Origin of the sequence: Brevundimonas sp. NIBR10, assembly GCF_027912515.1 — a bacterium.
GTDB lineage: Bacteria > Pseudomonadota > Alphaproteobacteria > Caulobacterales > Caulobacteraceae > Brevundimonas.
This window is the reverse complement of record NZ_CP115464.1, coordinates 3,665,174-3,691,030: the sequence shown is the minus strand read 5'-3', so window position 1 is coordinate 3,691,030 and position 25,857 is coordinate 3,665,174. Positions and strand designations below refer to the sequence as shown.

Sequence of the window (25,857 nt, the reverse complement as noted above, 5' to 3'; positions counted from 1 at the left end):
GAGTGCGCGAAAGTTGCGGTCGAACTGAGCACCGATCGTGGTCGAAGTTGCGAACTTCGACACACCAATCTCTTGCAGCACAAGGGATTGGTGCGTTCTCGCGCCCTTCGACCTGGCGCCCTTCCGGTCTGTGGTAGACTGTGGCCAGAACGGTCTTTGACATCACGGACGGTCGGTCCGGCTCGTCGAGGGTCCGGACTCTTCGGACTCTTCGGACTCTAAAATTGAGTCCGGACTCAACGGACTCTTCGGACTCCAAAAATGAGTCCGGACTCCCGCGACTACCGCCCCGGGGCCAGCACGTTCTGCACGCGCCGCCCCAGCGGATCGCGCGATGTCCAGGTCTGGCCCAGGTCCGCCTCGATCAGAGGCGAACAGAAGCGGGAGATCATCATGAAGGACGGGCGGATGCCGTTCAGGCAGATGCGGTCGCCCTCGACCTGCCAGGTCGCCCGGATGCGCCGCCCGTCAGAGAACTCGGCCGCATAGGTGCCGTCGCGGTTGAACCAGTGCTTGACCCAGCCGCCGTCAGGATAGCGCGAGATCACGGTGTTGTTGAAGGCGTCGTTCATCCCGGCCCAGGCCGGAGCGCTCACCAGACAGCCGAGAACCGTCAGTACCCAGATAAAACGCTTCACAATCAACCCCTTCGCTCCTGACGGTGCGAAGTCTTAACGAATATTAACGAAATGCCAAGTCGGGCCTGAACGGCCCCAATACTTGACTCTGGCGTAGGGGCATCTATATGCGGGCCACGTTTCGGGACAGGTCTGGCGAATTCGCGCCGCCCGCTCGCCCATCGAGGGGCGGTTCCGCAATCATCGCAACACGCACTCCCGATGGGTGCGCCCCACCGTCCTCAAGGATACATGACCGAATTTTCCGCACTGGGCCTCTCGCCCACGACCCTGCAAGCCGTCATCGATACCGGCTATACCACCGCCACCCCGATCCAGGCCCAGGCCATTCCCGTGGCCCTCGCCGGCCGCGACGTCCTCGGCATCGCCCAGACCGGCACAGGCAAGACCGCCGCCTTCACCCTTCCCCTGATCGAGCGCCTGTCCAAGGGCCGCGCCCGGGCCCGCATGCCCCGCGCCCTGGTGCTGGCCCCCACCCGCGAACTGGCCGACCAGGTCGCCATGTCGTTCGAGAAATACGCCAAGGGCACCAAACTGAGCTGGGTGCTGCTGATCGGCGGCGTCTCGATGGGCGACCAGGTCGCGGCCCTGAACAAGGGCGTGGACGTGCTGATCGCCACGCCGGGCCGCCTGCTGGACCTTTTCGAACGCGGAAAGATGCTGCTGACCGGCGTCGAACTGATGGTCGTCGACGAGGCCGACCGGATGCTCGACATGGGCTTCATCCCCGACATCGAACGCATCTTCAAACTGACCCCGCCCAAGCGCCAGACCCTGTTCTTCTCGGCGACCATGCCGCCCGAGATCACCCGTCTGACCCAGGCCTTCCTCAAGGATCCGACCCGGATCGAGGCCTCGCGACCGGCCCAGACGGCCGACACCATCACCCAGTATCTGGTCCGCGTCCCCAACTCGGACCCCAAGACCAAGCGCGCCGCCTTGCGGGCGCTGATCGGCCGCGACGATGTTCGCAACGGCATCGTCTTCTGCAATCGCAAGTCCGAGGTCGACGTCGTCGCCAAGTCGCTGAAACAGCACGGGTTCGACGCCGCCCCGATCCATGGCGACCTGGACCAGTCGCTGCGCACCAAGACCCTGGCGGCCTTCCGCTCGGGTGAGCTGAAGCTGCTGGTAGCCTCCGACGTCGCCGCGCGCGGGCTGGATATCCCCGACGTCAGCCACGTCTTCAACTACGACGTCTCGCACCACGCCGACGACTACGTCCACCGCATCGGCCGCACCGGCCGCGCGGGCAAGCTGGGTCAGACCTTCATGATCGTGACCCCCGGCGACGACAAGTCGCTGGATAAGGTGCTCAAGCTCATCAAGATGGACCCGATCGAGCTCAAGCTGGACCTCGATCTGGTCGATGGCGTCACCCGTCGCGCGCGTCCCGAGGCCGCGACCGAGGCCCGCGCCGAACGCCCCGCCCGCGGCCGCTCGCGCCGCACCGAGACGGCTCCGGCTGCCGAGGCTAGCGACATCGTCGAGACCGCTGCCGTCGTCGAAGCGCCCGTCGCCGCTACCGCCGCCGCCGGGCCTGCGCCCCAGGCCGAACCCGCCGAGCGCCGCACCCGGAGCCGCAGCCGCAAGCCCCGCGCCACCGAACCGGCCCAGGCCGTCGAAGCCGTCGCGGTGCCTGCCGCCGTCGAGGCCGCCCCCGAGCCTGTCGCCGCCAAACCCGCCCGCGACTCCCAGGAACCCCAGCTGCGTCAGTCCGACCGTCGTCCCGGCGGCAAGCCGGAACGTGAGCTGGAACCGGCGCGTGAGGGCAGGGGCTTCGGTGCCGACGTCCCTGCCTTCCTGCGCCGGCCGGTCCTGATCAAGGGCTGAGGCCTGTGTACGCGACCGTGCATTTCGGCCTCGTTTAACCCGGTGTTACGGATCGCCGGATAGTCTGCCCGACGAGCGTGAGAAGCACGCCGGGGACGTTCTATGACGACGCAGGTCGAAGCCGCACTCAGGGGGCCCGAAGCCTTCAATCTCGCTCGCAACGCGCTGGCCGAGATGGAGAGCGCTGGCGTCTGGCCGACCCCTCTGAATTTCGAACTCTGGATCCATTATCTCGGTGATCCGGAAGGGCCGCTGGGCCGCGAGATGACCCGGCTGCTGGGGGCCGCCGACAGCTTCACCGAAGGCACGGCCGAGATGCTGGCCGCCGAATACCTGCCGCGCGGCCGCCTGTCCGAAGAGATCCGCGACGCCGGCGCCGTGCTGAACCGCGAACTGTCCAGCGTCTCCGCCGCCCTGGCCAAGGCCCGCCAGTCCCAGGCCGACTATGGCGAGACCCTGACCGAGGCCTCGGCCAGCATCGAGGCGGCGGGCGACCCGGCCGACCTTAAGCGGCTGGTCACCGGCCTGACCGACGCCACCACCCGCGTCCAGCGCGAGAACCGGACGCTGGAGACCCGTCTGGAGACGTCGACCAAGGAGGTCGCTCGCCTGCGCGAACACCTGGAACAGGTCCGCCGCGACGCCATGACCGACGCCCTGACCAATCTGGGCAACCGCAAATCCTTCGACGAGGCCCTGCTGGCCGCCTGTGTCGAGTCCGACAAGACCAAGAAGCCCTTCACCCTGGCCGTCCTCGATATCGACCACTTCAAGCGGTTCAACGACACCTGGGGTCACCAGACCGGCGACCAGGTGCTGCGCTATGTGGCCAGCGTCATCGGCCGGGTCTCCAAGGCTCCCCGCATCGCCGCCCGCTACGGGGGCGAGGAGTTTGCGGTGATCTGTCCGGGCGAAAGCTCGGCGACCGTCGAGTCCGCCCTGAACGCCATCCGCGAGGAGATCGGCTCGCGCGCCCTGCGCCGCCGCTCCACCAACGACGAACTGGGTGCCGTGACCATCTCTGCAGGCCTGGCCACCCGCCACCCCGGCGAGAGCGGATCATCGCTCCTCGACCGCGCCGACGAGGCCCTCTACGCCTCCAAGCGCGGCGGCCGGAACATGGTCACCAACGGCGAACACCTCGAAAAGGCCGCCTGACGAGCCCCTCCACCCCCGCCCTTCGGGTCGCCGGGATGAGCGGAAGTTGGTGATTCAACTGATACGATGGACGCGTTAGAAGACCCGATGCGCACCTTCGCCTTCAACGTCGCCTACTGGATCCTGTCGATCGGCTATGCCTCGGCCGCCGCCTTCGCGGCCCTGGCCCCAGGGCGGGGAGCGACCGCATGGATCATCCGCCGCTATGTGAAGCGGATGGTGCAGGCCATGCGCATCTTCGCCGGCATCCGCATCGAGTACCGGGGCGAGGACCGGCTGCCGACGGGGGCCTTCATCATTGCCTCCAAACACCAGAGCTGGGGCGACGGCTTCGCTACCTATGACCGGTTCCAGGACCTGGCCTTCGTCACCGGCGACCATCTGGAGAAGTTCCCCCTGCTGGGCACGGTCCTCAGGAAGCTGGGGGCCATCGTCGTCAACAGCTGCGGCGGGCGCGAGGCGCGGGATTCGCTCAAGCACCGGGGCCTCGACGCCCATCGCGAGGGCCGCAAGATCCTGATCTATCCCGAGGGTCATCTGGCGAAGGTTGGCGAGAAGTACCGCTACCGTTCGGGCGTCTGGCACATGTACCGCGACTTCGACATGACGGTGGTCCCGCTGGCCACCAACCTCGGCCTGTTCTGGCCCGAGGAGAAGTACGAGAAGCACCCCGGCACGGCGACGCTGGAGTTCCTCGATCCCATCCCCACCGGCCTGCCCAAGGACGAGTTCCTGGCGCGTCTCGAGGGCGTCATCGAGACCCGCACGGCCGAACTGATCGCCGAGGCGACCGGCAACCCGGTCACGCCCGCCATCCGCGTCCTGGCCCCCGATGAGGCGGCGCGGGCGGCGAAACAGGCCGACGCCACGCCGGCCTGACGGCCCTAAGCCCGCAGGACCCGCACCCCGTCCTCGGCCCCGACCTCGGGCTCGAAGTCGCGCTCGATGTCGGCGATCTTGCTCTTCAGCCCGCCGACCCGACGCAAGGCCAGGGACGCGGCCCAGCGCGCGGCCAGTTCGGGCGGGGCCATCCGGTCGGTCAGGCGCGGACGTCCGCCCCTGCTGCGGATCACGGCGTTGGTATAGAGGGCACCGTTCCTCATCCGCGACGACCAGGTCTGGTATTCCATCGACAGCGAGACGCAGAACCTGTCGAGATTATCCACCCGGTGCGGTGCATACAGCGGCCAGGTCAGGGCCTCGCCGGGCTCCAGATCCATGACCTGGGCGTCCGGCTCGAACGCCAGCGTATAGGGCAGTTCCTCGGTCGTCTGGCGCGCCACGACCTGTTCCATATTGTGTTCGGGCAGGTGCCGCTCGTCCCCAGGATAGACGTAGATCCGCTTGCGACCCCGCAGGTGGAACAGGACCACGCCCGCCGCGTCGAAATGATAGGGCACCCTGGCCACCGGCGACGAGACGATCAGCTGACCGGCATTGGTCACGGCCCGCATCCCCGGGTAGGTGGCCTGGATCTTCTCGAACTCGACCATCGAGGCCGCCCACAGCTCGGGACACCCCACCTCGGCCTTCCTCAGATTGACCCACAACCGCCCCGCCTGGATGGCTTCCAGCAGCTTGTCGCCCGGCAGGCCGCCGCGCGTGCCGGTGCGCATCGAAACCTGACCCTCGTCGTCATAGTCGTACAGGTTGATGTCGATATGCTCGGCCGGATAGCGATGCAGGATTTCCGCCAGGGCCTCGTCGGTGGCGAAGCCCTGCTCGACCAGGCTGTGCGGATGTTTCTTCGCCTCGGTGATCGGGCCGGGATAGCGGGTGCGTTTCATGGTCGTGTCTCTCAGCCCGTGACCCGGGGTTCGGCCAGACGTTCGGCGGTGCGTTCGGCCCCCTTGTTCAGGGCCACCTGGGCCGCGCCCAGGGCTCCGCGGAAGCGGCTGACCGGCGTGGTCTCGCAGGCCTCGATCGCGGCCCAGCGGCGACGCATCGAGGTGCGCAGCCTGTCGCCCCGCGACTTGCCCGCCGTGTTCAGGATGCCGACGGCGGCGTTGCTCAGGCCTGTCGCCAGGCCCGGCCGCATGACCAGGGCCTCGCGCACCGTCTGGCTGCGGTCGCAGAAATATTTCTTGTAGCCCTCGCCCCCGAAGCCGAAGTCGAACACCCGGTACCCGGCGTCCGAGGCCAGCCGCATGGTGTCCATGCTCAGCAGGATGCCCGGCGAACAGCGCGCCAGGCTGGGCTCATAGACCGGGAACCAGAAGTGATAGCGGTCGCCCGCGTGCAGCGAATACTCGACCGCCACCAGCTTTCCGCCCGCCCACATCGCCGCCATCGAGGCCCCGAAGTCGTCCTCGCCGTGCGTCTGGAGCAGGCCGTGCAGCAGGTCGGCGGTCCAGCCGCAGTCGAAGATGTCGTGGCGTCCCGTACGTCGGTACTGGTCACGCTTCAGGCTGATCAGCTGGTCCAGCAGGGCCGGATCGCGCAGGTTCCGCTCGACTCGCGCCTCGCCCAGTTCGCTCGCCAGACTGCGCCGCGCCCGTTCCTTGTCCTTGTAGTATTTGGCCCAGGTCTGGCGGCGTTCGGCGTACCAGTCGCCGTAGCCTGCCTCCGGCATGGAGACCATCAGGGTCTCGCGATCCTCGCCCTGAACCGCCGGGCCGACCCAGGCCCCGACCCGCAGGCGCGGCGCGTCCAGCAGGACCGCCACCTGCTCCAGCGACGGTGTCTGACAGGCATGGGCGATGACGCCGTGATAGTCGTTCATCGGCGCGGCCAGCGGCTGGATCGTGCCGCCCCGCCGCTGGTGCGGGAAAAAGCCGACGACGCTGCCGGCCCTCTGGAACACCGCCACCGCCGCCTGGGGGCTGATGGCACCGGCGACTTGGGTGAACTCGGGACGGAAATAGGGGCTGGCCAGATCGGGATTGCCCTCCACCATGGCGCGCCACAGATCGATGTCGGCGGACGTCAGTTCGTCCGCCTTGATGATCTCGACCTTGAGCGAACCCGACATGCACGTCTCCCGTGTCGATCGCCGCACGTGACGATCGCAGCCGCCACCCTGCGCCACGCCCCGTTTCAGCGCGGTTTAGCGGCATGGTGAACGGGGTCTTACGGACCGTCGGCGTTGACGCCTCCGACGCCGACGTCACTATCGCCATCGCACTGGAGAGCCCCCTCATGATCCGATCCCTGCTTGTCGCCGCCGTGTCCCTGGCCGTCGTGTCGACCGCCCAGGCGCAGACCGATACGGCGCAATCCAATGCTGCAGGGGAGGCGAGGGTGCGGGCGATCCTGCGAACCACCCCCCTGATCGACGGCCACAACGATCTGCCCTGGTCCCTGCGACAGGAGCACGGCAACGACCCCTATGCGGTCGATCTGGCCACGGACCTGACGGCGACGGGACTGCACACCGACATCCCGCGCCTGCGTACCGGCGGCGTCGGGGCCCAGCTCTGGTCCGTCTATGTGCCCGCGGCCCTTCCCCCTACGGAGGCCGCGCGTGAGACCTTCGAGCAGATCGACACCGTGCGCCGCATCGTCGCGGCCCATCCCGACGCCTTCGAGCTGGCCACCACCGCCGACGACATCGTCCGCATCCACCGCGCCGGAAAGATCGCCAGCCTGATGGGGATGGAGGGCGGCTATTCGATCGACGATTCGCTCGGCCTGCTGCGCCAATTCCATGAGGCCGGGGCCCGCTACATGACCCTGACCCACTCGAAGACCACGACGTGGGCCGACAGCGCCACCGACGCGCCGAAATGGGGCGGACTCAATCCCTTCGGCGAGGCGGTGGTCAGGGAGATGAACCGGCTGGGGATGATGGTCGACCTGTCGCACGTGTCGGAGGAGACCATGCTGGACGCCCTGCGGGTGTCCGACGCCCCGGTGATCTTCTCCCACTCTTCGGCGCGGGCTGTGACGGGTCATCCTCGCAATGTGCCCGACATTGTGCTGCGGTTGATGCCCGAGGACGGCGGCATCGTCATGGTCACCTTCGTGCCCGGCTTCATCAACGAGACCGTCCGCGCCTGGAGCGCCGACCGCGCCGCCGAGGATGCGCGGCTGAAGGCCATGAACCCCGGTGCCCCCGATGCCGTCACCGCCGGGCTGGCGGGCTGGACGCAGGCGCATCCGATTCCGCGCGCCGCCGTGTCCGACCTTCTGGCCCACATCCAGCATGTGCGGGACGTCGCCGGCATCGACCACGTCGGCCTGGGCGGAGACTTCGACGGCATCGACGCCCTGCCCGAGGGAATCACCGGCGTCGACGCCTACCCTGCCATCCTCGCCGCCCTGATGCAGGCCGGCTGGACCGAGGCGGATATCCGCAAGATCGCAGGCGAGAACATGCTGCGCGTGATGCGGGCGGTGGAGGCGGTCGCGGCGTCGAAGGCCGGCGAGCGGCCGGGGATGGCGGTGAACACGCCTCTCTGACCCCTCTCCCTCCGGGAGAGAGGTGATCAGCCCACCTGCCTCAACCCCTCCCACAGGCCGATCCCGGCACTGACCGACAGATTCAGAGACCGCGTCTCGGGGCGAATCGGGATGAAGACGCGGGCGTCGGCGGCGGCGTGGACCGTGTCGGGCACGCCGGCCGTCTCGCGTCCGAACAGCAGGGTATCGTCGGGCCGAAACGTGAACCCGTCGAGGCTCTCGGCCCCCTTGGTCGTGAACAGCACCAGCCGGCCCGGACCCCGATCGCGCTGGAACGCGTCCCAGTCCGGATGCCGCGTCATATGGCCCAGGGGGCCGTAGTCGAGGGCCGCGCGCTTCAGGCTGCGGTCGCCGAAATCGAAGCCCACGGGCTCGATGACGTGCAGTTCCACGCCGAAACAGGCGGTCAGCCGGATACAGGCGCCGACATTCTGCGGGATGTCCGGTTGAAAAAGGGCGAGACGCATTCTAAGGCCCTCATACGCGCGGCCCGGGGGCTTGTCGCGACCCGAAATGCGACTGTTTCGCAAGAAACGACAGCGCCTTGCGGCGATGAGCCGCAAAGCCGGGCCGCCCAAGTCGGATCAGGTTCCGCTATCAGGATCGCAACCGGACGACGGCCCCGCTCCCAGGGGTCGAGGCCGGGACTTTAGAGGTGAGACGTGGCCGAACCGGTCGTAACTACAGACGGCGCGCATGGGCCGGATGGCGATGACGCCACCCGCCGCGACTTCATCCACATCGCTGCCGGGGCCATGGCCGCCGGCGCGGGTGTCATGGCGGTCTGGCCGCTGGTGAATCAGATGAACCCCGCCGCCGACACCCTGGCGCTGTCGACGATCGAGTTCGACACCTCCAAGGTCGCCGAGGGCCAGCAGGTCGTCATCACCTGGCAGGGCAAGCCGGTGTTCGTGCGCAACCGCACCGCCGCCGAGATCGCCAGGGTCAAGGCCGACGACAACGCCGGCGACCTGAAGGAACCCCAGACCGACGCCGAGCGCACCAAGCCGGGCCACGAGCCCATGCTGGTCGTGATCGGGTCCTGCACCCACCTGGGCTGTATCCCGACATTCGGCACCGGTGACTTCGGCGGCTGGTTCTGCCCCTGCCATGGCTCGCACTACGATGCCGCCGGACGTATCCGCAAAGGCCCCGCGCCCAAGAACCTGGTCGTTCCCGACTATGAGTTCACGGCCGGCTCCACGATCAAGATCGGCTGAAAGCAGCACCGATGAGCGAACATCCGTCCACCTACGTCCCCAAGTCCGGCATCGAGAAGTGGCTCGACACGCGTCTTCCGATCGTGCGTTTCGGCGCTGACTATCTGTCGCTGCCGACGCCCAAGAACCTGAACTACTGGTACACCTTCGGCGGCATCCTGACGCTGTGCCTGGTGATTCAGATCGCCACGGGCATCGTGCTGGCCATGCACTATACGCCCAACACCGAACTGGCCTTCGCTTCGGTCGAGCGCATCATGCGCGACGTCAACGGCGGCTGGCTGATCCGCTTCGTCCACGCCAACGGGGCCTCGATGTTCTTCATCGCGGTCTATCTGCACATGCTGCGTGGCCTCTACTACGGCAGTTACAAGGCGCCGCGGGAGATGATCTGGATCCTGGGCTGCGTGATCTTCTTCCTGATGATCGCCACCGCCTTCCTGGGCTACGTCCTGCCGTGGGGCCAGATGTCCTACTGGGGTGCCGAGGTGATCACCAATCTGATCGGTGCGATCCCGCTGATCGGCGAGCCGATCCTGATCTGGCTGCGCGGTGGTCCCGCCATCGACAACGCCACGCTGAACCGCTTCTTCTCGCTGCACTATCTGCTGCCGTTCGTGATCTTCGGCGTGGTCGTGCTGCACCTGTGGGCGCTGCACACCTCGGGCCAGAACAACCCGGTCGGGATCCTGATCCCCAAGGATCGCCAGGCCAAGGACATGATCCCCTTCCACCCGTACTACACGGTCAAGGACGGGTTCGCGGTCCTGCTGTTCCTCATCCTGTTCTCGACCTTCGTCTTCTTTATGCCGGACGCCCTGGGTCACGCCGACAACTACATCCCGGCCAACCCGCTCCAGACGCCCGCGCACATCGTGCCCGAATGGTACATGCTGCCCTTCTACGCGATCCTGCGCGCCATCCCCGACAAGTTCGGCGGCGTGGTGGCCATGTTCGGCTCGATCGGCGTCCTGTTCATCCTGCCCTGGCTGGACACGTCGCGGGTGCGCTCGATGCGTTATCGCCCGACCATGCGCGCCTTCTTCTTCATCTTCGTCTTCGTCGGCCTGGGTCTGGGCTGGTGCGGGGGGCAACTGCCCGACGCCCCGGTGATCGGATCGTTCAAGACCTTCACCCTGATCGACGGCGACCTAAACTCCTATCTGTGGCTGACGCGCCTGTTCACCGCCTACTACTTCGCCTTCTTCTTCATCATCCTGCCACTGGTGGGACTGAAGGAGACGCCGTTGCCGATCCCGGCCTCGATCTCGGAACCGGTGCTGTCGCATCCGGCGACGGTGTCCGGCCTCGTTCCCGCCCAAGCCGAAAAGAAGGGCTGAGCGTGATGACGCTTTCTATCCGTAAAACCATCGCCCTGGTCGCGGCCGTCGGCGGCCTGACTTTCGCTGCGGCCCCGGCCATGGCCGAGGGCGGCGCTCATGAACTGAAGAAGCCCGGCTTCTCTTTCGAGGGTCCGTTCGGCACCTTCGATCAAGGCCAGCTGCAGCGCGGCTACAAGGTCTATCGCGAGGTCTGTGCGGCCTGTCACTCGATGAACCTGCTGCACTTCCGCGACCTGGGCATCCCGGGCGGGCCGTTCTACGACGAGCACGCCGAAAACCCGGCCGCCAACCGCTTCGTCAAGGCCATCGCGGCCGAGGCCCAGGTTGCCGCAATCGACACCGAGACCGGTGAATCGATGATGCGTCCCGGTATCGCGGCGGACAAGTTTCCGGCCCCCTATCCGAATGCGACGGCCGGTGCCGCCGCCAACGGTGGTGCCAATCCGCCCGACCTGTCGGTCATGGCCAAGGCTCGTCACGGTGGCGCGAACTACATCTACTCCCTGCTGACGGGCTACGATGCGCCGCCGGCGGAGCTGAAGATGACGCCGACCCAGCACTACAACGCCTATATGGCCGGCGACCTGACGCCGTTCATGCCCGAGGGTGCCCATGTGCCGCCCGGCGGCTTCATCGCCATGCCCAATCCGCTGGCCTCCGACGGTCTGGTCACCTACGACGACGGCACCGTCGCCTCGAAGGACCAGATGGCCAAGGACGTCTCCGCCTTCATCGCCTGGGCCTCCGAGCCCCATGCCGTTGAACGCAAGCAGGCCGGTTTCGGCGTGCTGGCCTTCCTGCTGCTGTTCGCGGGCATCACCTACGCCAGCTACCGCCGCATCTGGAAGGGCATCGCCCACTAGCTGTCCCGCGACACCGATAAGGATCAGCCCGCCGAGTTCGCTCCGGCGGGTTTTTTCTTGCCTCTTGCCATCTTGAGAAAGAACTTTATATTACAAAGCCAGATCAGGAGGAGGCTCCATCATGAAGTCGTCGGTTCGTCATCTCGCCTTTGCCGTCATCGCGTCCCTGGCTCTCGGCTCAGGCGTCGCCAGCGCCCAGACCCAGCAGCCTGCGGGCACCGCGGCCCAGCGCGAAGCCCTCGCCAGACTGGCCTTCATGGACGGGGAGTGGCGCGGCACGGCGGTCACGTCCGGGCCTGGCGGTGCCGTGACCCTGACCCAGACCGAACGCGTCGGGCCGATGCTGGGCGGATCGATCCGGGTGATCGAGGGCCGGGGCTATGCGGCTGACGGCTCGACCCAGTTCAACGCCATGGCCACTATCGCCTGGGACCCGCGCACCAGCCGCTACAATTTCCATTCCTACGCCAACGGCTATTCCGGCGACTATCCGTTCGAAGTCACCGAGGACGGTTTCAAGTGGGAAACCCCCGCCGGACCCAACGCCAGGGTGATGTATGTCGCCACGATCAAGGACGGCGAATGGCATGAGGTCGGGGACTATGTCGCGGAGGGCCAGCCACCGCGCCGCTTCATCGAACTGAGGCTCCGTCGGATCGGCGACACGGCCTGGCCGGCGGGCGATCCGGTCTCTCCGACGCCCTGATCGACGGCAAGGGTGACGGGACCTCGCTCGGGCACTAGGGTTGCTCCACCCCCGCCTGAGTGGAGTTTCCATGCGTCTGTCCCTGTCGTTCGCCGCCCTCCTGACCGCCACCGCCCTGTCGTCGATAGCGTTCGCCCAGAGCGACCCCGGCTTCGATCCTGCGCGTCTGTCGGAACACATCCGCATCCTGTCCGACGACAGCTACGAGGGGCGCGGCATCGCCACCCCGGCGGAAGCGAAGACGGTCAAATATCTGAGCGAACAGTATGCAGCGGCGGGCTTTCAGCCCGGCGGCGACCTCCAGCCCGACGGCACGCGCCTGTGGACGCAAGGCGTGACCCTGAACCGGTTCGCGGTGTCCAACCTCCAAGCCGGGCTAAAGGTCGGCGACTGGGAACTGCCGCTGGTTCAGGGCGAACAGATCGTCGCGTCGACGCGGCTGCCGAACCCGTCCGGCCACGTGATGATGACGAACGCGCCCCTGGTCTTCGTCGGCTACGGCATCACCGCGCCGGAGCGGAACTGGAATGACTTCAAGGGCATGGACCTGAAGGGCAAGATCCTGGTGGTGCTCATCAACGACGCCGATTTCGAGGACGCGTCGCTCGACACCTTCAACGGCAAGGCCATGACCTACTACGGCCGCTGGACCTACAAATACGAAGAGGCGGCGCGTCAGGGCGCGGCGGGCGTCCTGATCGTGCATGAGGATGCCCCGGCGTCCTACGGCTGGGCCACTGTCCGCAACTCCTGGACCCAACCCCAGTTCGACATCGAGCGCGCCGATCCGTCCGCTGCCCGCGTCCCGATGGAAGCCTGGATCCAGCGCGACGTCGCGGTCCAGCTGTTCCAGCACGCCGGACTGGATTTCGCGGTCCTGAAACGCCAGGCCCGCAGCCGTGACTTCCAGCCGGTCGAGCTGCCCGGTGCCGCCTTCAGCGGGATGTTCGACCTGGATCAGACGTCGATCCAGAGCCACAATGTCGTCGCCCGGCTGGAGGGGACCACCCATCCGGACGAGACCCTCCTCTACACCGCCCACTGGGACCACATCGGCATCGGCCAGCCTGATGCCAACGGCGACGCCATCTTCAACGGCGCGGTCGACAACGCCTCGGGCACGGCGGGCCTGCTGGAGCTGGCACGGGTCTATGCCGCTGCCCCACGCACCCAGCGTTCGATCGTGATGCTCAGCTTCACCGCCGAGGAAAGCGGCCTGCTGGGCTCGGAATACTATGCGGCCAATCCGCTGTATCCGCTGGCGACCACGGTCGGCGGATTCAACATGGACTCGGCCAATGTCTATGGCCGGACCACGGCGATGAGCGTGATCGGCGCGGGTCAGTCGGACTTCGACGAGCGGATCACGGCCGCCGCCGCCGCCCAGGGCCGGGTGATCGAGCCCGACGGCAACACCCAGGCCGGCTACTATTTCCGCTCCGATCACTTCCCCCTGGCCAAGCAGGGCGTGCCCATGGCCTATGCCGAGAGCGGCGGCGACTTCCGCGACGAACCGATCGCCGCCCGGATCGCCTCTCGCGACGAATACACCAACAAGCGCTATCATCAGGCCGACGACGAATGGTCCGCCGACTGGGACTATGGCGGCCAGATCGAGGATCTGTCGGTCTACTACTCCATCGGCCGCGCCCTGGCCGACAGCCGTGACTGGCCCCAGTGGAAGCCCGCGTCCGAGTTCGGCCCCGCCCGCGCGGCTTCCGCCGATCAGCGCAAATAAGGTGACAAAAACGTAATGGGCGGGGCGTCCGCGCTCCGCCTATTGTGACGGCCAGTCATTCGGAGCTCCATGATGTTCGGTCGTATCCTCTGCGGCGTCGCCGCCTCGGCGCTGCTGTTCGCGGCCTTGCCCGCCACCGCCCAGGACTTCTCGGCCGAACGTCTGTCCGACCACATCAAATACCTGGCCGACGACAGTCTGGAGGGACGGTTCCCGGGCAAGGTTGGCGAGAAGATGACCTTGGACTATCTCCAGGCCCAGTATGAGGCCATGGGGCTGGAACCCGGCGGGCCGAACGGTCAATGGCTGCAACCCGTCGAACTTCTGCGCCTGACTCCCACCCGCCCGCCGGTCGTTACTTGGACCGGTCGCGAGGGCGTCGCCCACACCATCGAGACGGGCATGGCCCTGCGGGCCGGGGCCGGTGACGGCCTGGTCAAGCTCGACAACGTTCCCATGGTTTTCGCCGGCTATGGCGTCGTGGCTCCCGAGCGCAACTGGGACGACTATGGCGACATCGACCTGACCGGCAAGCTGGTCGTGGTCCTGGGCGGCCAGCCCGAGGCCTTCGGTGCCGATCCGAACTTCTACGGCTCGGGCACCCACAAGACCAATGAGGCGCTCAAGCGTGGCGCTGTCGGGATCATCACCCTCTATCCCGTAACCGGCGGGCGGGGGATGCGTGGCGGCAACCGTCCGCGCATGACCCTGGTGGGAGCCAATGAGACCGCCTTCCAGGGCGTCATGACCATGGATATCGCCGGCCCTATGGCGGTCGAGCAGGGCGGAGACATGGAGGCCCTGGTCGCCATGGCCAAACAGGGCGGTGCCTTCAAGGCCCACGACAGCGGCATCACGATCAGCCTCGACATCGCCGAGACCGCCGAGGTCATCCATTCCAACAACCTGCTGGCCAAAATTCCCGGTTCCGAACGTCCGGATGAGGTCCTGGTCTATTCCGCCCACTGGGATCACGTCGGCACGGCCGCCGATCCGGACGCCAACGGCGACCGCATCTTCAACGGGGCCTGGGACAACGCTTCGGGCACCTCGGGCGTGCTGGAGATGGCGCGCGCCTTCAAGGCCGGCCCGCCGCCTGAACGCACCGTCGTCTTCCTGCATGTGACGGCCGAGGAGCAGGGCCTGCTGGGCTCGGAATGGTACGCCGCTCATCCTGTCTATCCGCTGGAGAAGACGGCCGCCGACATCAACATCGACATGCTGCCCTTCACGCCCGCGACCCGCTCGATCGCCCTGTTCGGCATCGGCAAGTCCATGCTGGAGGACGATCTGGCCCGTCTGGCGGCTGCGGCCGGACGTGACGGCGGGGTGGTCGGGGACGGCGAGCCCGAACAGGGGTTCTATTACCGCTCGGACCACTTCAACTTCGCGGTCGGCGGGGTGCCGGCCCTGATGCCCTGGACCGGCGTGGATTTCGTCGAGGGGGGCGAGGCTGTCGGCCGGCCCTACTACCAGGCCCAGATGGCCCAGTATTACCACAAGCTCGATGATGAATGGCGCGCCGACTACGACTTCACCGCCGCCATCCAGAACCTGACCCTGCTCTACCGGCTGGGTCAGGAGGTCGCAAACGAGACCGACTGGCCGCAGTGGAAGCCGGGCTCGGAGTTTGCCGCCCTGCGCAAGGAAAGCGACGCCGCGCGGCAGTAGGCCTTTGGCGGGCTCTTTGAACAAGGGCCAGTCACAAGCGTTACCGCTGGATGCGTCATCTTCTGCTGTTTACCGCCATCCTGACATTGGCCGCCTGTGGGCGGGCCGAGGTCAATCCGCCGACGGAACCCGCCGCGCCCCTGCGTGACGAAGACCGTATCGCGCCCAAGGCCACAGGCTCGTCCGACACCCGCCCACCGGGCACCGGTCCGGCCAGCTTCGTCGGCCGCTGGGCCGCCGACGTGGCCTGGTGCGCGGCACCCCAGGGCGAGCGCCGCCCGATCGAGATCACGCCCGTCCGCTTCGAGAGCTACGAGAACAGCTGCCACATCGCCTCGATCGACGAGACGGCCAGCGGCTATCGGGCCGCCCTGCAGTGCCGGTCCGAAGGCCAGACCCGCAATGAACGGGTCCAGATGACCGTCGTCGGCGATATCCTCGCCTTGACCTGGCTGGATCGCGGTGACACCACCGTCAAACTGCACAAATGCACGACCCTGGGCGAGGTGGCCCAGGTCGCTCCGCCGCCAGCGTAGACGATTTCCGGCTAGGGATAGACGCCATCATCGGTCGGCCCCTGGCCGTCGCCGTCCGCCGAAAGTGCCGCCGTCACGCCATTGTCCGATCGGGTCAACGCCAGGCGATGGGTCCACAGGGGCAGGACCGCGACGCCGTTCTCGAACTTCGGCGTGACGGTCAGGATGAGGGCGTCTTCGTCTTCGCGTCGGGCAAACAGGCGCAGGGTCACGGCGTCGTCAGTGACCCGCTGAATCTCGGCCCGGACGCTCAGCGGCTCCAGCAGGGACGTCGGAGAAGGCTCGGGCGAAAAGCCCGTCGCCTCCAGGGTTCCGACGACACCGAGTTGCCGTGTGGTGCCGAGCCAGGGTCGGCCGGTCGCGGGCCAGAAGGCCTCCCAACTGCCAAACATCCCACGGCGCAGGCACATGGTGATCCGCTCGTTGCCGCTGAACAGCGTCGGCTTGGCGATCGGCCCGCACCAGATGCGCGTCATCGTTCGCGACCCTAGAGGCGAGCGGTCCGCGAACTCTACCCGATGAAGGATCAGCCCGGCCGGAGCCGTGTCGTTGACGAAGGTGGCCCTGAGGTTGACGGGATTCTGAAGTCGCGTCGTCACCGCATAGGTGGCCTGGCCCGATACGGCGATTCCGCCGCGCTCCAGCACGCCCTGGCCGACGGTCAGGGCGGTGGGGTCCAGTCTGATCCCGCCGATGACGAAGGGTGTCGGCTCCACGGCCTCAATCTCGGCCGTCGCCCTATCCTCGGGCGAGCCGTCCGGTGTCCCGGAGGACGGCCGGTTCGTCGCCGCGATCCTTGCCCTGAGCGCTGCGATGTCGAACGACGGCGCGACCCGTTCCGATGTCGCCACGACGACGTCGCCGCGCCGTTCGGGCGTCAGGCTCACCTTCAATCCGTCATAGGTCAGTTCGGCGACACCATTGACCACAGGCAGGACGCGACGCGCCATATCGTAACGGTAAGGTCGGGCGTCCGCGCTCAAGCCGGGGCCCTCGATCGCCGCATGAAGGGCGACGCCCTCGGGCCGCAAGCGCTCGTAGACGAAGATCAGGTTGAAGGTGGATGGCGTTTGGGCGGGCTCGACCGCGACGCGCTCGGCCCGAGCGTCAGGCGAGATGAAGGCGACATTGGTCGACATCCACCAGGGCCCAAAGCTCAGCTGCGGCGCGCCGAGATTGGCCTTCCCGTCCGCCGTGTGGACCATGCAGACCGTGCTGCCGCCACTCCAGCCGAACATGGTGCGGGTCTCGCCGGGGCCGCACCACGCTTGGATCGCCTCTGAGGCGTCAGTACCCTGTGGCTTGAACTCGCGGTGGACGACGGAAACGCCAGCGGCCATCCGATAGCTCTGTGTGGCGATGTCGGCGGCGAGCCGGCCCTCTTCGCGCAGCCGGAAAGGCGCGCTCAGGATCGGATCACCCTTTTCGGTGATCCCGCTGACGACCGGCTCTCCGGCGGGTTCCAGCCCCAGGATTTCCAGTGTGATGCGTTCGCGGCCGAGGGTCGGAAGCGCGGGCACCGCACCGTCGGGAGGGCTTACCTCTTGTGCGGCGACTGCCCCGATCGGTCCCGGGCACACCGAGGCCGTCGCTGCCAGCACACCCGCGAAGACCGCTGCCTTCAAAGATCGCATCACCGCTCCGCCTAGTTGAACAGGAAGTTCATCACGTCGCCGTCCTTGACGACATAGGCCTTGCCTTCGGCGCGCAGCTTGCCGGCCTCGCGGGCCTTGGCCTCGCCCTTGAAGGCGACATAGTCCTCGTAGGCGACGGTTTCGGCGCGGATGAAGCCCTTTTCAAAGTCGGTGTGGATGACCCCGGCCGCCTGGGGCGCGGTGTCGCCGACGTGGATGGTCCAGGCGCGGGCTTCCTTGGGGCCGACCGTGAAATAGGACTGCAGGCCCAGCAGCGAATAGGCCTCGCGGATCAGCCGGTTCAGACCCGGCTCGGCAAGACCCAGGCTCTCCAGGAACTCGGCCTGTTCCTCGGCATCGAGAACGGCCAGTTCGGAATCGATCTTGGCCGAGATGACGACCGAGTTCGCGTTGTCCTGCGCGGCGCGCTTGGCGACCAGGTCGGACAGCTCATTGCCCTTGTCGGCCGAGCCCTCGTCGACGTTGGATACATAAAGGGCGGGCAGGGAGGTCAGCAGCTGGAGCATGTGCCAGGCCTTCTCGTCCTCCTTGGACACCTGGACCACGCGCGCGGGCTTGCCGGCGCGCAGCGGCTCGAGCGCCATATTGATCAGGCGCAGCGTCGTCTGGGCCTCCTTGTCGCCGCCCTTGGCCTTCTTCTCGACGTTGGTGACCCGCTTTTCGAGACTTTCCAGATCGGCCAGCATCAGTTCGGTCTCGATGATCTCCAGGTCCGAGATCGGGTCGATCCGGTTCTCGACATGGGTGATGTCGTCATCGACGAAGCAGCGCGCGACGAAGGCCACGGCGTCGCAGTCGCGGATATTGGCCAGGAACTGGTTGCCGAGCCCCTCACCCTTGGACGCACCGCGCACCAGGCCGGCGATATCGACGAAGGTGATGCGCGAGGGGATGATCTCCTTGGATCCCGCGATCTCTGCCAGCACGTCCAGCCGCGGCTCGGGCACCGCCACGTCGCCGGTGTTGGGCTCGATGGTGCAGAACGGATAGTTGGCCGCCTGGGCCGCCGCCGTCTTGGTCAGGGCGTTGAACAGGGTGGACTTGCCGACGTTGGGCAGGCCGACGATCGCGACTTTCAGAGCCATGGTATTCCTGGAGAGTGACCGTGTCGTTGAGCGACGCGGCGGGCCTCGTGAAGGCGCGAGGCTTTAGACGGTTCGACGCCGTTTGTCAGGCTTGGCGTGCGGTTCGGGCGAGCGGCCTATTCAGGCTGACGCACCGGGGCCTCGACCGTCATGGCGGGCGTGGCCGAAAAAGTCAGCGTCAGGGGCACGGCGGTGCCCTCGGTCAGGGGGGCGGTCAGGCCCATGAGCATCAGATGCTTGCCGCCGGGGGCAAGCTTGACCTCCTGGTCCGGCGTGAGCGGCAGGCCGTCGGCCATCTCGCTCATCTTCATCATGCCACCGTCCATCGTCATGTCGTGGATCATGGCGTTGGTGGCCAGAGGCGTGGCCACGCCGGTGACCCGATTGGCGACATTGGATTCGATGGTCAGGTAACAGGCACCCGCCTGGGCCCCGTTCGGCGTCGGCCGACACCAGGGATCGCTGATCTCGACGACGGCCTTGACGCCGTCCTTTTCCATCGTGGACTTGGTCGAGGCCTCGCCCCCGCCCTTGCAACCGGCGACGGCGGCGAGCGACAGGAGGGCGAACAGGGGAAGGGCTGCGATCTTCATGGCGACTTCCATAGGCCAACCCGACGCCGATGAACAATGACCCTCGGTGCCCCTGCGGCGTGACGGGCCACATGGGCGCTTGAAACGCGGGGCGTTGTTCGGCATAAGGCCCGCCCTATCCCTGAAAACGGAAACTGTTCAGCGGCCCGCGACGGCTCCCCGGAGCTTGATCGCAAACACTCCCGAAATGGAGTAGGGTCGAACGGTCGAAGTCTTCAGCGGCTTAGGACTGAAGGAGTTTAGCTCAGCTGGTAGAGCACCGGTCTCCAAAACCGGGGGTCGTGGGTTCGAATCCCCCAACTCCTGCCATTTTACCCCTGTCGCCTCATGGTGGGACTTCCCATCTGGGGCGGCAGGCATAATCGTTTGAAGAGACCCCCATGGCCAAGGCCAAGACTCCCGGCGGCCAAAAGCCCACCGTTCGCGGCTTCCGCCCCGGTCGAGGCCCTGCGACCGTGCCTGCGGCCCAGACGACGGTGACCGTCGATCCCGCTGCGCCGCCAAAGAAGAAGACCTCGATCCCGCAGTTCTTCAGCCAGGTGCGCGCCGAGGGCCGCAAGATCGTCTGGCCGAGCCGCAAGGAGACCTGGATCACCTCGGTGATGGTCTTCATCATGGTGGCGATCGCCACCCTGTTTTTCTGGATTGTCGATTTCGTCCTGGCGTGGGGCTCGCGCCTCGTGCTGGCGATCGGCGGCTGACTTCTAAGGACCCGCGCATGACCGATGCAGCGCCCAAGACCGCCAACCCGCGGCACAAGTGGTATATCGTCCACGCCTATTCGAACTTCGAGAAGAAGGTCGCCCAGCACATCACCGACCAGGCCAAGCAGCGCGGCCTGGACCAGCATTTCTCGGAAATCCTGGTGCCGACCGAGGACGTGATCGAGATCCGTCGCGGCCGCAAGGTGAATTCCGAGCGCAAATTCTTCCCCGGCTATGTGCTGGTGAAGATGGAGATGACCGACGAGGCCTATCACCTGGTCAAGGACACCCCCAAGGTCACGGGCTTCCTGGGCGCGGCGGGCGGCACCAAGCCCCTGCCGGTCTCGGAACGTGAGGTCCAGGCGATCATCGGTGCCGTGGAAGAGGGCGTCGAACGTCCCAAGCCCACCATACGCTTCGACATCGGCGAGACCGTCAAGGTCATCGACGGACCCTTCGCCAGCTTCGACGGCCAGGTCGAAAGCGTCGACGAGGACAACGCACGTCTGCGCGTGGCCGTGTCCATCTTCGGCCGTCCGACGCCTGTGGATCTGGAATACAGCCAGGTCGAGAAGGCCGCGGCTTAAGGCCCTACGGTTTTTCCCTCCCCCTCGGGGCAGGGCAGATCGCGAAGCGATCGGGTGGGGGCGCTCGGCAAATCAGCGCTGTATCGCCTTGCCCTTCCCACCCGGTCTCCGCTGCGCTTCGACCACCCTCCCCCGAGGGGAGGGAGAACGCATTGCCTCGAATACGCGCCTCTGCTACACGCGCGCCTCCTTCGCCCTCGGGCGCAGGCAAATCCGTGGGAGGCAGCCATGCCCGACCACGGCTCACCGGCCTCGATTAGCTTCGGGGTCATTCACAGGAGAGACCAATGGCCAAGAAGATCCTCGGCTATATCAAGCTGCAGGTTAAGGCGGGTTCCGCCACGCCTTCCCCCCCGATCGGGCCCGCACTGGGTCAACGCGGCGTCAACATCATGGGCTTCGTCAAGGAGTTCAACGCGCGCACCGAAAAGGAAGTGAAGGGCACCCCCCTGCCGACCGTCATCACGGTCTATCAGGACAAGAGCTTCACCTTCATCACCAAGACCCCGCCCGCGACCCACTACATCAAGCAGGCCGCCGGCATCGAATCCGCTTCGAAGCTCCCGGGCCGTGAAGTCGCCGGCAAGATCACCCGCACCCAGCTGCGCGAGATCGCCGAAAAGAAGATGAAGGATCTCAACGCCAACGACCTCGAAGCGGCGACGAAGATCATCGAAGGCTCGGCTCGCGCCATGGGCCTGAACGTGGTGGAGGCTTAAACCATGGCCAAGCAAACCAAGGCTCACAAGGCCCGCACCGGCGACACCCTGGCCCTGATGGCCTTCTCGGACGCCATCAAGTCGGTCAAGGACAACGCCAAGGCCAAGTTCGACGAATCCATCGAGATCGCCGTCAACCTGGGCGTCGACCCCCGTCACGCCGACCAGCAGGTCCGTGGCGTGGTCAACCTGCCGTCCGGCACCGGCCGTGACGTCCGCGTCGCCGTCTTCGCCAAGGACGCCAAGGCCGCCGAGGCCCTGGCCGCCGGCGCCGACATCGTGGGCGCCGAGGATCTGTACGAAAAGATCAACGGCGGCTTCATGGACTTCGACCGCGTCATCGCGTCCCCGGACATGATGGCCCTGGTCGGTCGTCTGGGTAAGGTGCTGGGCCCGCGCGGCCTGATGCCGAACCCCAAGGTCGGCACCGTGACCCCGAACGTCGCGCAAGCGGTCAAGGACGCCAAGGGCGGCGCGGTCGAGTTCCGCGTCGAAAAGGCCGGTATCGCCCACGGCGGCATCGGCAAGGTCTCCTTCACCCAGGAAGCCCTCGAAGCCAACGTGAAGGCCTATGTGGACGCGCTGCAACGCGCTAAGCCGGCCGGTGCCAAGGGCACCTACGTCAAGCGCATCACCCTGTCCTCGACCATGGGACCGGGCTTCAAGATCGACCCGGCCTCGCTGGCTTAAGAGGAACGGCCTCACCGGCCGCGACTGCACGGTAGACCAAAGAGAACGGCGGCGGAGAGCACTCTCCGCCGCCGTTTTCGTTTTACCCGCCACCCGTTATGCGGGATTGTCGTCGTCTCAATTTGGGGGACGACATGAATCGACTGTTAGCCGCGCTTCTGATCATGAGCGCCGTGCTCGTGGGGCCGATGGCGCGCCTGCGCCGAGCCAGTGCGCGACGAAGCCGCGGTGCGTCTCGAACTGTCGCGTCGGTTCATCGCTGCGATCCAGTCCGACCAGATGGGCGCGATGCTGGGACAGATGACCGTGGCCTTCACGCCGCCGGCCGAGGGGCTGAGCGACGAACAGCAAGCCGCGCTGCGTCGCGCTACGGCAGCCGCTACGGCCCAGATGTCGACCCGGCTGTTCGACGCCATGGCACCGATCTACGCCGATATCTTCACGCTGGAGGAGCTGAGTGGGCTGGTCGCCTTCTATGAGAGCGATATCGGTCGTTCGATGATGACCAAGAACTATGCGGCCGCGCCCAGGATTACCGAGGTAGTCGTGGGGATGATGCCCGAGATGATGCAGGGCATGGCGGATTCAATATGCAAGGATCTTGGCTGCACGGCCGAGGAGCGGGCGCAAATGGACGCAGCAATCGCTGCGTCTCCCTATGGCTCCGAAAACGCTGCCCCCGCGCCCGCGTCGCGAAAGTCAAACTGACCCGCGGGCAGGTGCCGGAACTCAGACTCAGTAAGCGGCCGTGAACCTTCGTCGGCTGAAGCGATGCTGTTCGACCTCGTTGGCCATGGCGATGGCATAGTCGGAAAAGCCGATCCGGCTCTCGCCCTTGTCGTCCACGACCAACTGATCGGTCCCCAGCCGGAAGCGGCCGAGGCGGGGCGTTTCCTCGATGACGGCGGCCGGTGAGAAGAAGGTCCAGTCGATCTCGGTCTCGGCCTTCAGCGCATCCAGGAAGGTGATGCCGCCCTGGGCGAAGACCTTCCATTCCTCCGGGAACTCGGGCGTGTGGATCAGGCGGACGCCCGGCGCGATCTCCAGGCTGGCGGCGCCGCCGGTGACCAGCAGGCGAGGCACGCCGGCGGACTTCAGGGCCGACAGCAGGCTGGCGGCGGGGATGTCGAAATGCAGGGCGCTGACGACCACGTCCGACCCCTTGATCAGGGCGGCGAGCGCGACGGGATCGGAGGCGTCGCCCTGAACGACCGTGACGCCCGCAACAGTCGGGATCGCCTCCCGCTTGCGGGCGATGGCGGTGACGGCGTGACCGCGCGCGGCCAGTTCGCGGGTGATTTCCGATCCGGCGCGACCGCTGGCGCCGAGGACTGCGATCTTCATGGGATGGTTCCTATGGTAGTTTCCAATGGTGACCAGGTGCGATATGGAAATCGGTTATGCAAGAAGGCACCGAAACCTCATCTGGTCACCCGAAGGAAACCTGGCCCGCGCCGGGCGAGCCGGGCTGGAGTGGCGACGTCTATGCTCGGAACTGTCCGACGCGGCTGTTGCTGGACCGGATCGCGGACAAATGGACGGTCCTGCTGCTGACCACACTGCAGGCCCGACCGATGCGCTTCAACGCCCTGAAACGGCGCGTCGAGGGCGTGTCGCAGAAGATGCTGAGCCAGACCTTGCGCCAGATGGAGCGGGACGGACTGGTGACGCGCACGGTCGAGGCCGCCGTTCCGGTATCGGTCACCTATGCCGTGACGCCGCTGGGGGCGACGCTGGTCGAGGCGCTCCAGCCCATGATCGACTGGGCCGAGGCGCGGATGCCGGCGGTCGCGACGGCCCAGGCCGCATTCGATCGGCGCCAATCGGCCGTCTGAGCCTTGGCGAGCGGGGCGCGGACGGTGCATGATCATCCGCAGACGGAGCGTTCGCTCTGCGTGAGCGCCCTTCCATGTTCCCTGCCGCCCTTGCAGTCTTCCGATGACCGACGCCGGGGCACCGCGCTCGGGCCGGTCGGAGACGCGTCAGGTCGCTGCCCTGCCCTGGAGGGCCGGCGCGCGCGATGTCGAATTCCTGATGATCACCTCGCGCGAGACGCGGCGCTGGGTCATTCCCAAGGGCGGGCGGATGGCCGGAAAGACCGACCCCGAGGCCGCCGCCGTCGAAGCGATGGAGGAGGCCGGCGTTCAGGGGGCGATCACGACCACGGCCGTTGGCGTCTTTCGCTACGCCAAACGGCTGAAGAACGGACAGGATCGGTTGTGCGTCGTCGCCGTCTATCCGCTGAAGGTGCTGATCCAGCTTGGAGTCTGGCCGGAATCCACTGAGCGCGAGCGGCGCTGGATGACCCGTGACGAGGCCGCCGCCTCTGTCCACGAACCCGACCTGGCCCGACTGATCGTCGCCTTCCAGCCTCCGGCGGACTGAAGCGGAGTCTCAGCCGCCGGTCATGAACCTGCGCTGGGCCTGCATCATCGCCGTGATCATCGCCTTCTCGCCCTCGGCCAGGAAGGGGTTCCAGATGTCGAAGATCAGGATGACCCGCAGCTGATCCGCGTCGTTCCACGCCTCGTGCTCGATGGTGTCGTCGAACACCCAGGCCTGGCCCATCTTCCAGTCGCGTGTCGTATTGCCGACCCGGAACCGCGCCGGCCCCGGCAGGATCAGAGGCAGGTGGCACAGCAGCCGAACGTTGGCCGACCCCGTATGCGGCGGTATGTGGGTGTGGGGTTGCAGGGCCGAGAACACCGCCGTGGGCGCGAACCCCGGCTGGTCCGCCATCGGCAGACTGTCCAGCAGGGCCGCCGTCCCCGGGCAGCGGTCGCAGACGGCCTGCTGACGTTCACCGTCCTTGTAGAGGAACAGCGACGACCACTTGTCCGAATGGTTCAGCTCGCCCCACTGGTTGACCGGAACCTCGGGCGGATAGGCGATATAGGGGGCGAACCCTTCCATCCCCTCCGCGATCAGGGCCTCCAGTTCGCCCTGGATCATCGGCGTCGCCGCCTCCAGCGTTTCCAGCCAGGGAAACAACGCCCGATCATAGAAGGGGATGGCCGGCAGGCGCGGGTAGTTGAGCAGCAGCGGCTCCTGTTTCGGTGCCGGTTTCAGTCCCGCATAGATCTCCAGTCCCTCGTCGAACCTCTCCAGGATCGCGGGGTCGACGCTCGCCCTCAAGGCCTCGACCTCGGCCCGCATATGGTCCCGCAGGCTTTCGGCCTCGCGCTGGATCAGGGTCGAGGCATAGTCGATCTGGGCCAGCAGGGCAGGGGGGCATCGATCGCGCGGCGGGGCGATCTTCAGGGCATTCCGATAGACGGGAATGGCCGCCCGGCTCTGGCCGATCTTCTCCAGCAACGCCCCCTTGGCCAGCAGGGCGATGAAGTCATAGGGCTGGATCGCCAAGGCGCGGTCGATCTGCACCAGCGACCCGTGGAAATCCCCCTGCAGCCGCATCGCCACCGACCGGTTCAGGATCCCGTTGTGGGTCACGCCGTAAGCATCGGCCTGATCGATCAGTTGAAGCGCACCGGCCGCGTCCAGACGCGCCAGAGCCTCGCCCGCGCGCCGCAGCAACGCCGATTGTCCGGATGTCGGATCGACCATGAGAAGCGGGCGTCCCCCGACGCGGCCGTGCAGTGATTACGGTTCTGTAATCCACAAGCTTCGCCGCTACGTCAATCGGAGTTCGGCCAGTTCGGAATCCATAGCGGCCCAAGACTGGATCCGACCGTGACCATGGGTCTCGAAACCGACCCG

General features: G+C 66.7%; 27 protein-coding genes and 1 tRNA gene. 19 read left to right on the top strand and 9 right to left on the bottom strand.

Annotated features, from left to right (window positions below):
• Positions 1-281: 281 nt before the first annotated feature.
• Entirely contained in the window at positions 282-638 is a 357-nt protein-coding gene (locus O5K39_RS18065) for a hypothetical protein (RefSeq protein WP_271144986.1), read from the bottom strand.
• Between the two features lie 231 nt (positions 639-869).
• On the opposite strand from O5K39_RS18065, the gene O5K39_RS18060 reads away from it, so the two are divergent.
• From O5K39_RS18060 to O5K39_RS18050, 3 genes are all read left to right on the top strand, one after another.
• On the top strand, positions 870-2,471 hold the full coding sequence (locus tag O5K39_RS18060) for a DEAD/DEAH box helicase (RefSeq protein WP_271144985.1): 1,602 nt from the start codon (positions 870-872) through the stop codon (positions 2,469-2,471).
• A 102-nt stretch (positions 2,472-2,573) separates the two neighbouring features.
• On the top strand, positions 2,574-3,629 hold the full coding sequence (locus O5K39_RS18055; protein WP_271144984.1) for a diguanylate cyclase: 1,056 nt from the start codon (positions 2,574-2,576) through the stop codon (positions 3,627-3,629).
• A gap of 87 nt (positions 3,630-3,716) precedes the next feature.
• A complete protein-coding gene (locus O5K39_RS18050) occupies positions 3,717-4,508 on the top strand; it encodes a lysophospholipid acyltransferase family protein (RefSeq protein WP_271144983.1) in 792 nt (263 codons plus the stop codon).
• Between the two features lie 5 nt (positions 4,509-4,513).
• Here O5K39_RS18050 and O5K39_RS18045 read toward each other — a convergent pair whose 3' ends face one another.
• The gene (locus O5K39_RS18045) at positions 4,514-5,416 is read right to left on the bottom strand and encodes a transcriptional regulator (RefSeq protein ID WP_271144982.1); all 903 of its coding nucleotides are present in this window, start codon (positions 5,414-5,416) and stop codon (positions 4,514-4,516) included.
• A gap of 11 nt (positions 5,417-5,427) precedes the next feature.
• Positions 5,428-6,600, bottom strand: coding sequence for a GNAT family N-acetyltransferase (locus tag O5K39_RS18040; RefSeq protein ID WP_271144981.1), 1,173 nt, complete (start codon positions 6,598-6,600; stop codon positions 5,428-5,430).
• A gap of 167 nt (positions 6,601-6,767) precedes the next feature.
• Between O5K39_RS18040 and O5K39_RS18035 the strand changes: the two genes are divergently transcribed.
• A complete protein-coding gene (locus O5K39_RS18035) occupies positions 6,768-8,030 on the top strand; it encodes a dipeptidase (protein WP_271144980.1) in 1,263 nt (420 codons plus the stop codon).
• A gap of 26 nt (positions 8,031-8,056) precedes the next feature.
• On the opposite strand, the gene O5K39_RS18030 is transcribed toward O5K39_RS18035, so the two are convergent.
• Positions 8,057-8,497 (bottom strand): tRNA (cytidine(34)-2'-O)-methyltransferase, encoded by a 441-nt coding sequence (locus O5K39_RS18030; protein ID WP_271144979.1) that lies wholly within the window; start codon positions 8,495-8,497, stop codon positions 8,057-8,059.
• A 195-nt stretch (positions 8,498-8,692) separates the two neighbouring features.
• Here O5K39_RS18030 and petA point away from each other — a divergent pair, with 195 nt between their 5' ends.
• The 7 genes from petA to O5K39_RS17995 all read left to right on the top strand — a co-directional run bounded on the left by petA (position 8,693) and on the right by O5K39_RS17995 (position 16,107).
• Positions 8,693-9,250 carry a ubiquinol-cytochrome c reductase iron-sulfur subunit gene (gene petA / locus O5K39_RS18025; protein WP_271144978.1) on the top strand — a complete coding sequence of 186 codons (558 nt, stop codon included), beginning with the start codon at positions 8,693-8,695 and terminating at the stop codon, positions 9,248-9,250.
• An 11-nt stretch (positions 9,251-9,261) separates the two neighbouring features.
• The gene (locus tag O5K39_RS18020) at positions 9,262-10,590 is read left to right on the top strand and encodes a cytochrome b N-terminal domain-containing protein (protein ID WP_271144977.1); all 1,329 of its coding nucleotides are present in this window, start codon (positions 9,262-9,264) and stop codon (positions 10,588-10,590) included.
• A 5-nt stretch (positions 10,591-10,595) separates the two neighbouring features.
• The gene (locus tag O5K39_RS18015) at positions 10,596-11,456 is read left to right on the top strand and encodes a cytochrome c1 (protein WP_271147187.1); all 861 of its coding nucleotides are present in this window, start codon (positions 10,596-10,598) and stop codon (positions 11,454-11,456) included.
• Positions 11,457-11,577: 121 nt separating this feature from the next.
• On the top strand, positions 11,578-12,162 hold the full coding sequence (locus O5K39_RS18010) for a DUF1579 domain-containing protein (RefSeq protein WP_271144976.1): 585 nt from the start codon (positions 11,578-11,580) through the stop codon (positions 12,160-12,162).
• A 70-nt stretch (positions 12,163-12,232) separates the two neighbouring features.
• The gene (locus O5K39_RS18005) at positions 12,233-13,900 is read left to right on the top strand and encodes a M28 family metallopeptidase (RefSeq protein WP_271144975.1); all 1,668 of its coding nucleotides are present in this window, start codon (positions 12,233-12,235) and stop codon (positions 13,898-13,900) included.
• Positions 13,901-13,972: 72 nt separating this feature from the next.
• Positions 13,973-15,571: a M28 family peptidase gene (locus O5K39_RS18000; protein WP_271144974.1), complete on the top strand. Its 1,599-nt coding sequence runs from the start codon at positions 13,973-13,975 to the stop codon at positions 15,569-15,571.
• A 50-nt stretch (positions 15,572-15,621) separates the two neighbouring features.
• Positions 15,622-16,107 carry a hypothetical protein gene (locus O5K39_RS17995; RefSeq protein WP_271144973.1) on the top strand — a complete coding sequence of 162 codons (486 nt, stop codon included), beginning with the start codon at positions 15,622-15,624 and terminating at the stop codon, positions 16,105-16,107.
• Positions 16,108-16,118: 11 nt separating this feature from the next.
• Here the strand turns inward: O5K39_RS17995 and O5K39_RS17990 are convergent, their stop codons facing one another.
• The 3 genes from O5K39_RS17990 to O5K39_RS17980 form a co-directional block, all read right to left on the bottom strand.
• The gene (locus O5K39_RS17990; protein ID WP_271144972.1) at positions 16,119-17,627 is read right to left on the bottom strand and encodes a hypothetical protein; all 1,509 of its coding nucleotides are present in this window, start codon (positions 17,625-17,627) and stop codon (positions 16,119-16,121) included.
• Between the two features lie 125 nt (positions 17,628-17,752).
• Positions 17,753-18,847, bottom strand: a complete 1,095-nt coding sequence (gene ychF / locus O5K39_RS17985) for a redox-regulated ATPase YchF (RefSeq protein ID WP_271144971.1) — start codon at positions 18,845-18,847, stop codon at positions 17,753-17,755.
• A 116-nt stretch (positions 18,848-18,963) separates the two neighbouring features.
• Positions 18,964-19,440 (bottom strand): copper chaperone PCu(A)C, encoded by a 477-nt coding sequence (locus O5K39_RS17980; protein ID WP_271144970.1) that lies wholly within the window; start codon positions 19,438-19,440, stop codon positions 18,964-18,966.
• 233 nt (positions 19,441-19,673) lie between these two features.
• Between O5K39_RS17980 and O5K39_RS17975 the strand changes: the two genes are divergently transcribed.
• From O5K39_RS17975 to O5K39_RS17950, 6 genes are all read left to right on the top strand, one after another.
• Positions 19,674-19,749 (top strand) — tRNA-Trp (locus tag O5K39_RS17975).
• A gap of 71 nt (positions 19,750-19,820) precedes the next feature.
• The gene (secE, locus tag O5K39_RS17970; protein WP_271144969.1) at positions 19,821-20,141 is read left to right on the top strand and encodes a preprotein translocase subunit SecE; all 321 of its coding nucleotides are present in this window, start codon (positions 19,821-19,823) and stop codon (positions 20,139-20,141) included.
• Positions 20,142-20,158: 17 nt separating this feature from the next.
• A complete protein-coding gene (gene nusG / locus O5K39_RS17965; RefSeq protein ID WP_271144968.1) occupies positions 20,159-20,731 on the top strand; it encodes a transcription termination/antitermination protein NusG in 573 nt (190 codons plus the stop codon).
• A 287-nt stretch (positions 20,732-21,018) separates the two neighbouring features.
• A complete protein-coding gene (rplK, locus tag O5K39_RS17960) occupies positions 21,019-21,450 on the top strand; it encodes a 50S ribosomal protein L11 (RefSeq protein WP_271144967.1) in 432 nt (143 codons plus the stop codon).
• A gap of 3 nt (positions 21,451-21,453) precedes the next feature.
• Positions 21,454-22,140 carry a 50S ribosomal protein L1 gene (gene rplA / locus O5K39_RS17955; protein ID WP_271144966.1) on the top strand — a complete coding sequence of 229 codons (687 nt, stop codon included), beginning with the start codon at positions 21,454-21,456 and terminating at the stop codon, positions 22,138-22,140.
• Between the two features lie 210 nt (positions 22,141-22,350).
• Positions 22,351-22,848: a DUF2059 domain-containing protein gene (locus O5K39_RS17950; RefSeq protein ID WP_271144965.1), complete on the top strand. Its 498-nt coding sequence runs from the start codon at positions 22,351-22,353 to the stop codon at positions 22,846-22,848.
• Positions 22,849-22,875: 27 nt separating this feature from the next.
• Here O5K39_RS17950 and O5K39_RS17945 read toward each other — a convergent pair whose 3' ends face one another.
• Entirely contained in the window at positions 22,876-23,484 is a 609-nt protein-coding gene (locus tag O5K39_RS17945; protein ID WP_271144964.1) for an NAD(P)-dependent oxidoreductase, read from the bottom strand.
• A gap of 56 nt (positions 23,485-23,540) precedes the next feature.
• On the opposite strand from O5K39_RS17945, the gene O5K39_RS17940 reads away from it, so the two are divergent.
• Together O5K39_RS17940 and O5K39_RS17935 are read left to right on the top strand one after the other, a co-directional pair.
• Entirely contained in the window at positions 23,541-23,975 is a 435-nt protein-coding gene (locus O5K39_RS17940; RefSeq protein WP_271144963.1) for a helix-turn-helix domain-containing protein, read from the top strand.
• Positions 23,976-24,078: 103 nt separating this feature from the next.
• Positions 24,079-24,525 carry an NUDIX hydrolase gene (locus O5K39_RS17935; RefSeq protein ID WP_271144962.1) on the top strand — a complete coding sequence of 149 codons (447 nt, stop codon included), beginning with the start codon at positions 24,079-24,081 and terminating at the stop codon, positions 24,523-24,525.
• 9 nt (positions 24,526-24,534) lie between these two features.
• Here O5K39_RS17935 and O5K39_RS17930 read toward each other — a convergent pair whose 3' ends face one another.
• A complete protein-coding gene (locus tag O5K39_RS17930; RefSeq protein ID WP_271144961.1) occupies positions 24,535-25,704 on the bottom strand; it encodes an aspartyl/asparaginyl beta-hydroxylase domain-containing protein in 1,170 nt (389 codons plus the stop codon).
• Positions 25,705-25,857: the final 153 nt, after the last annotated feature.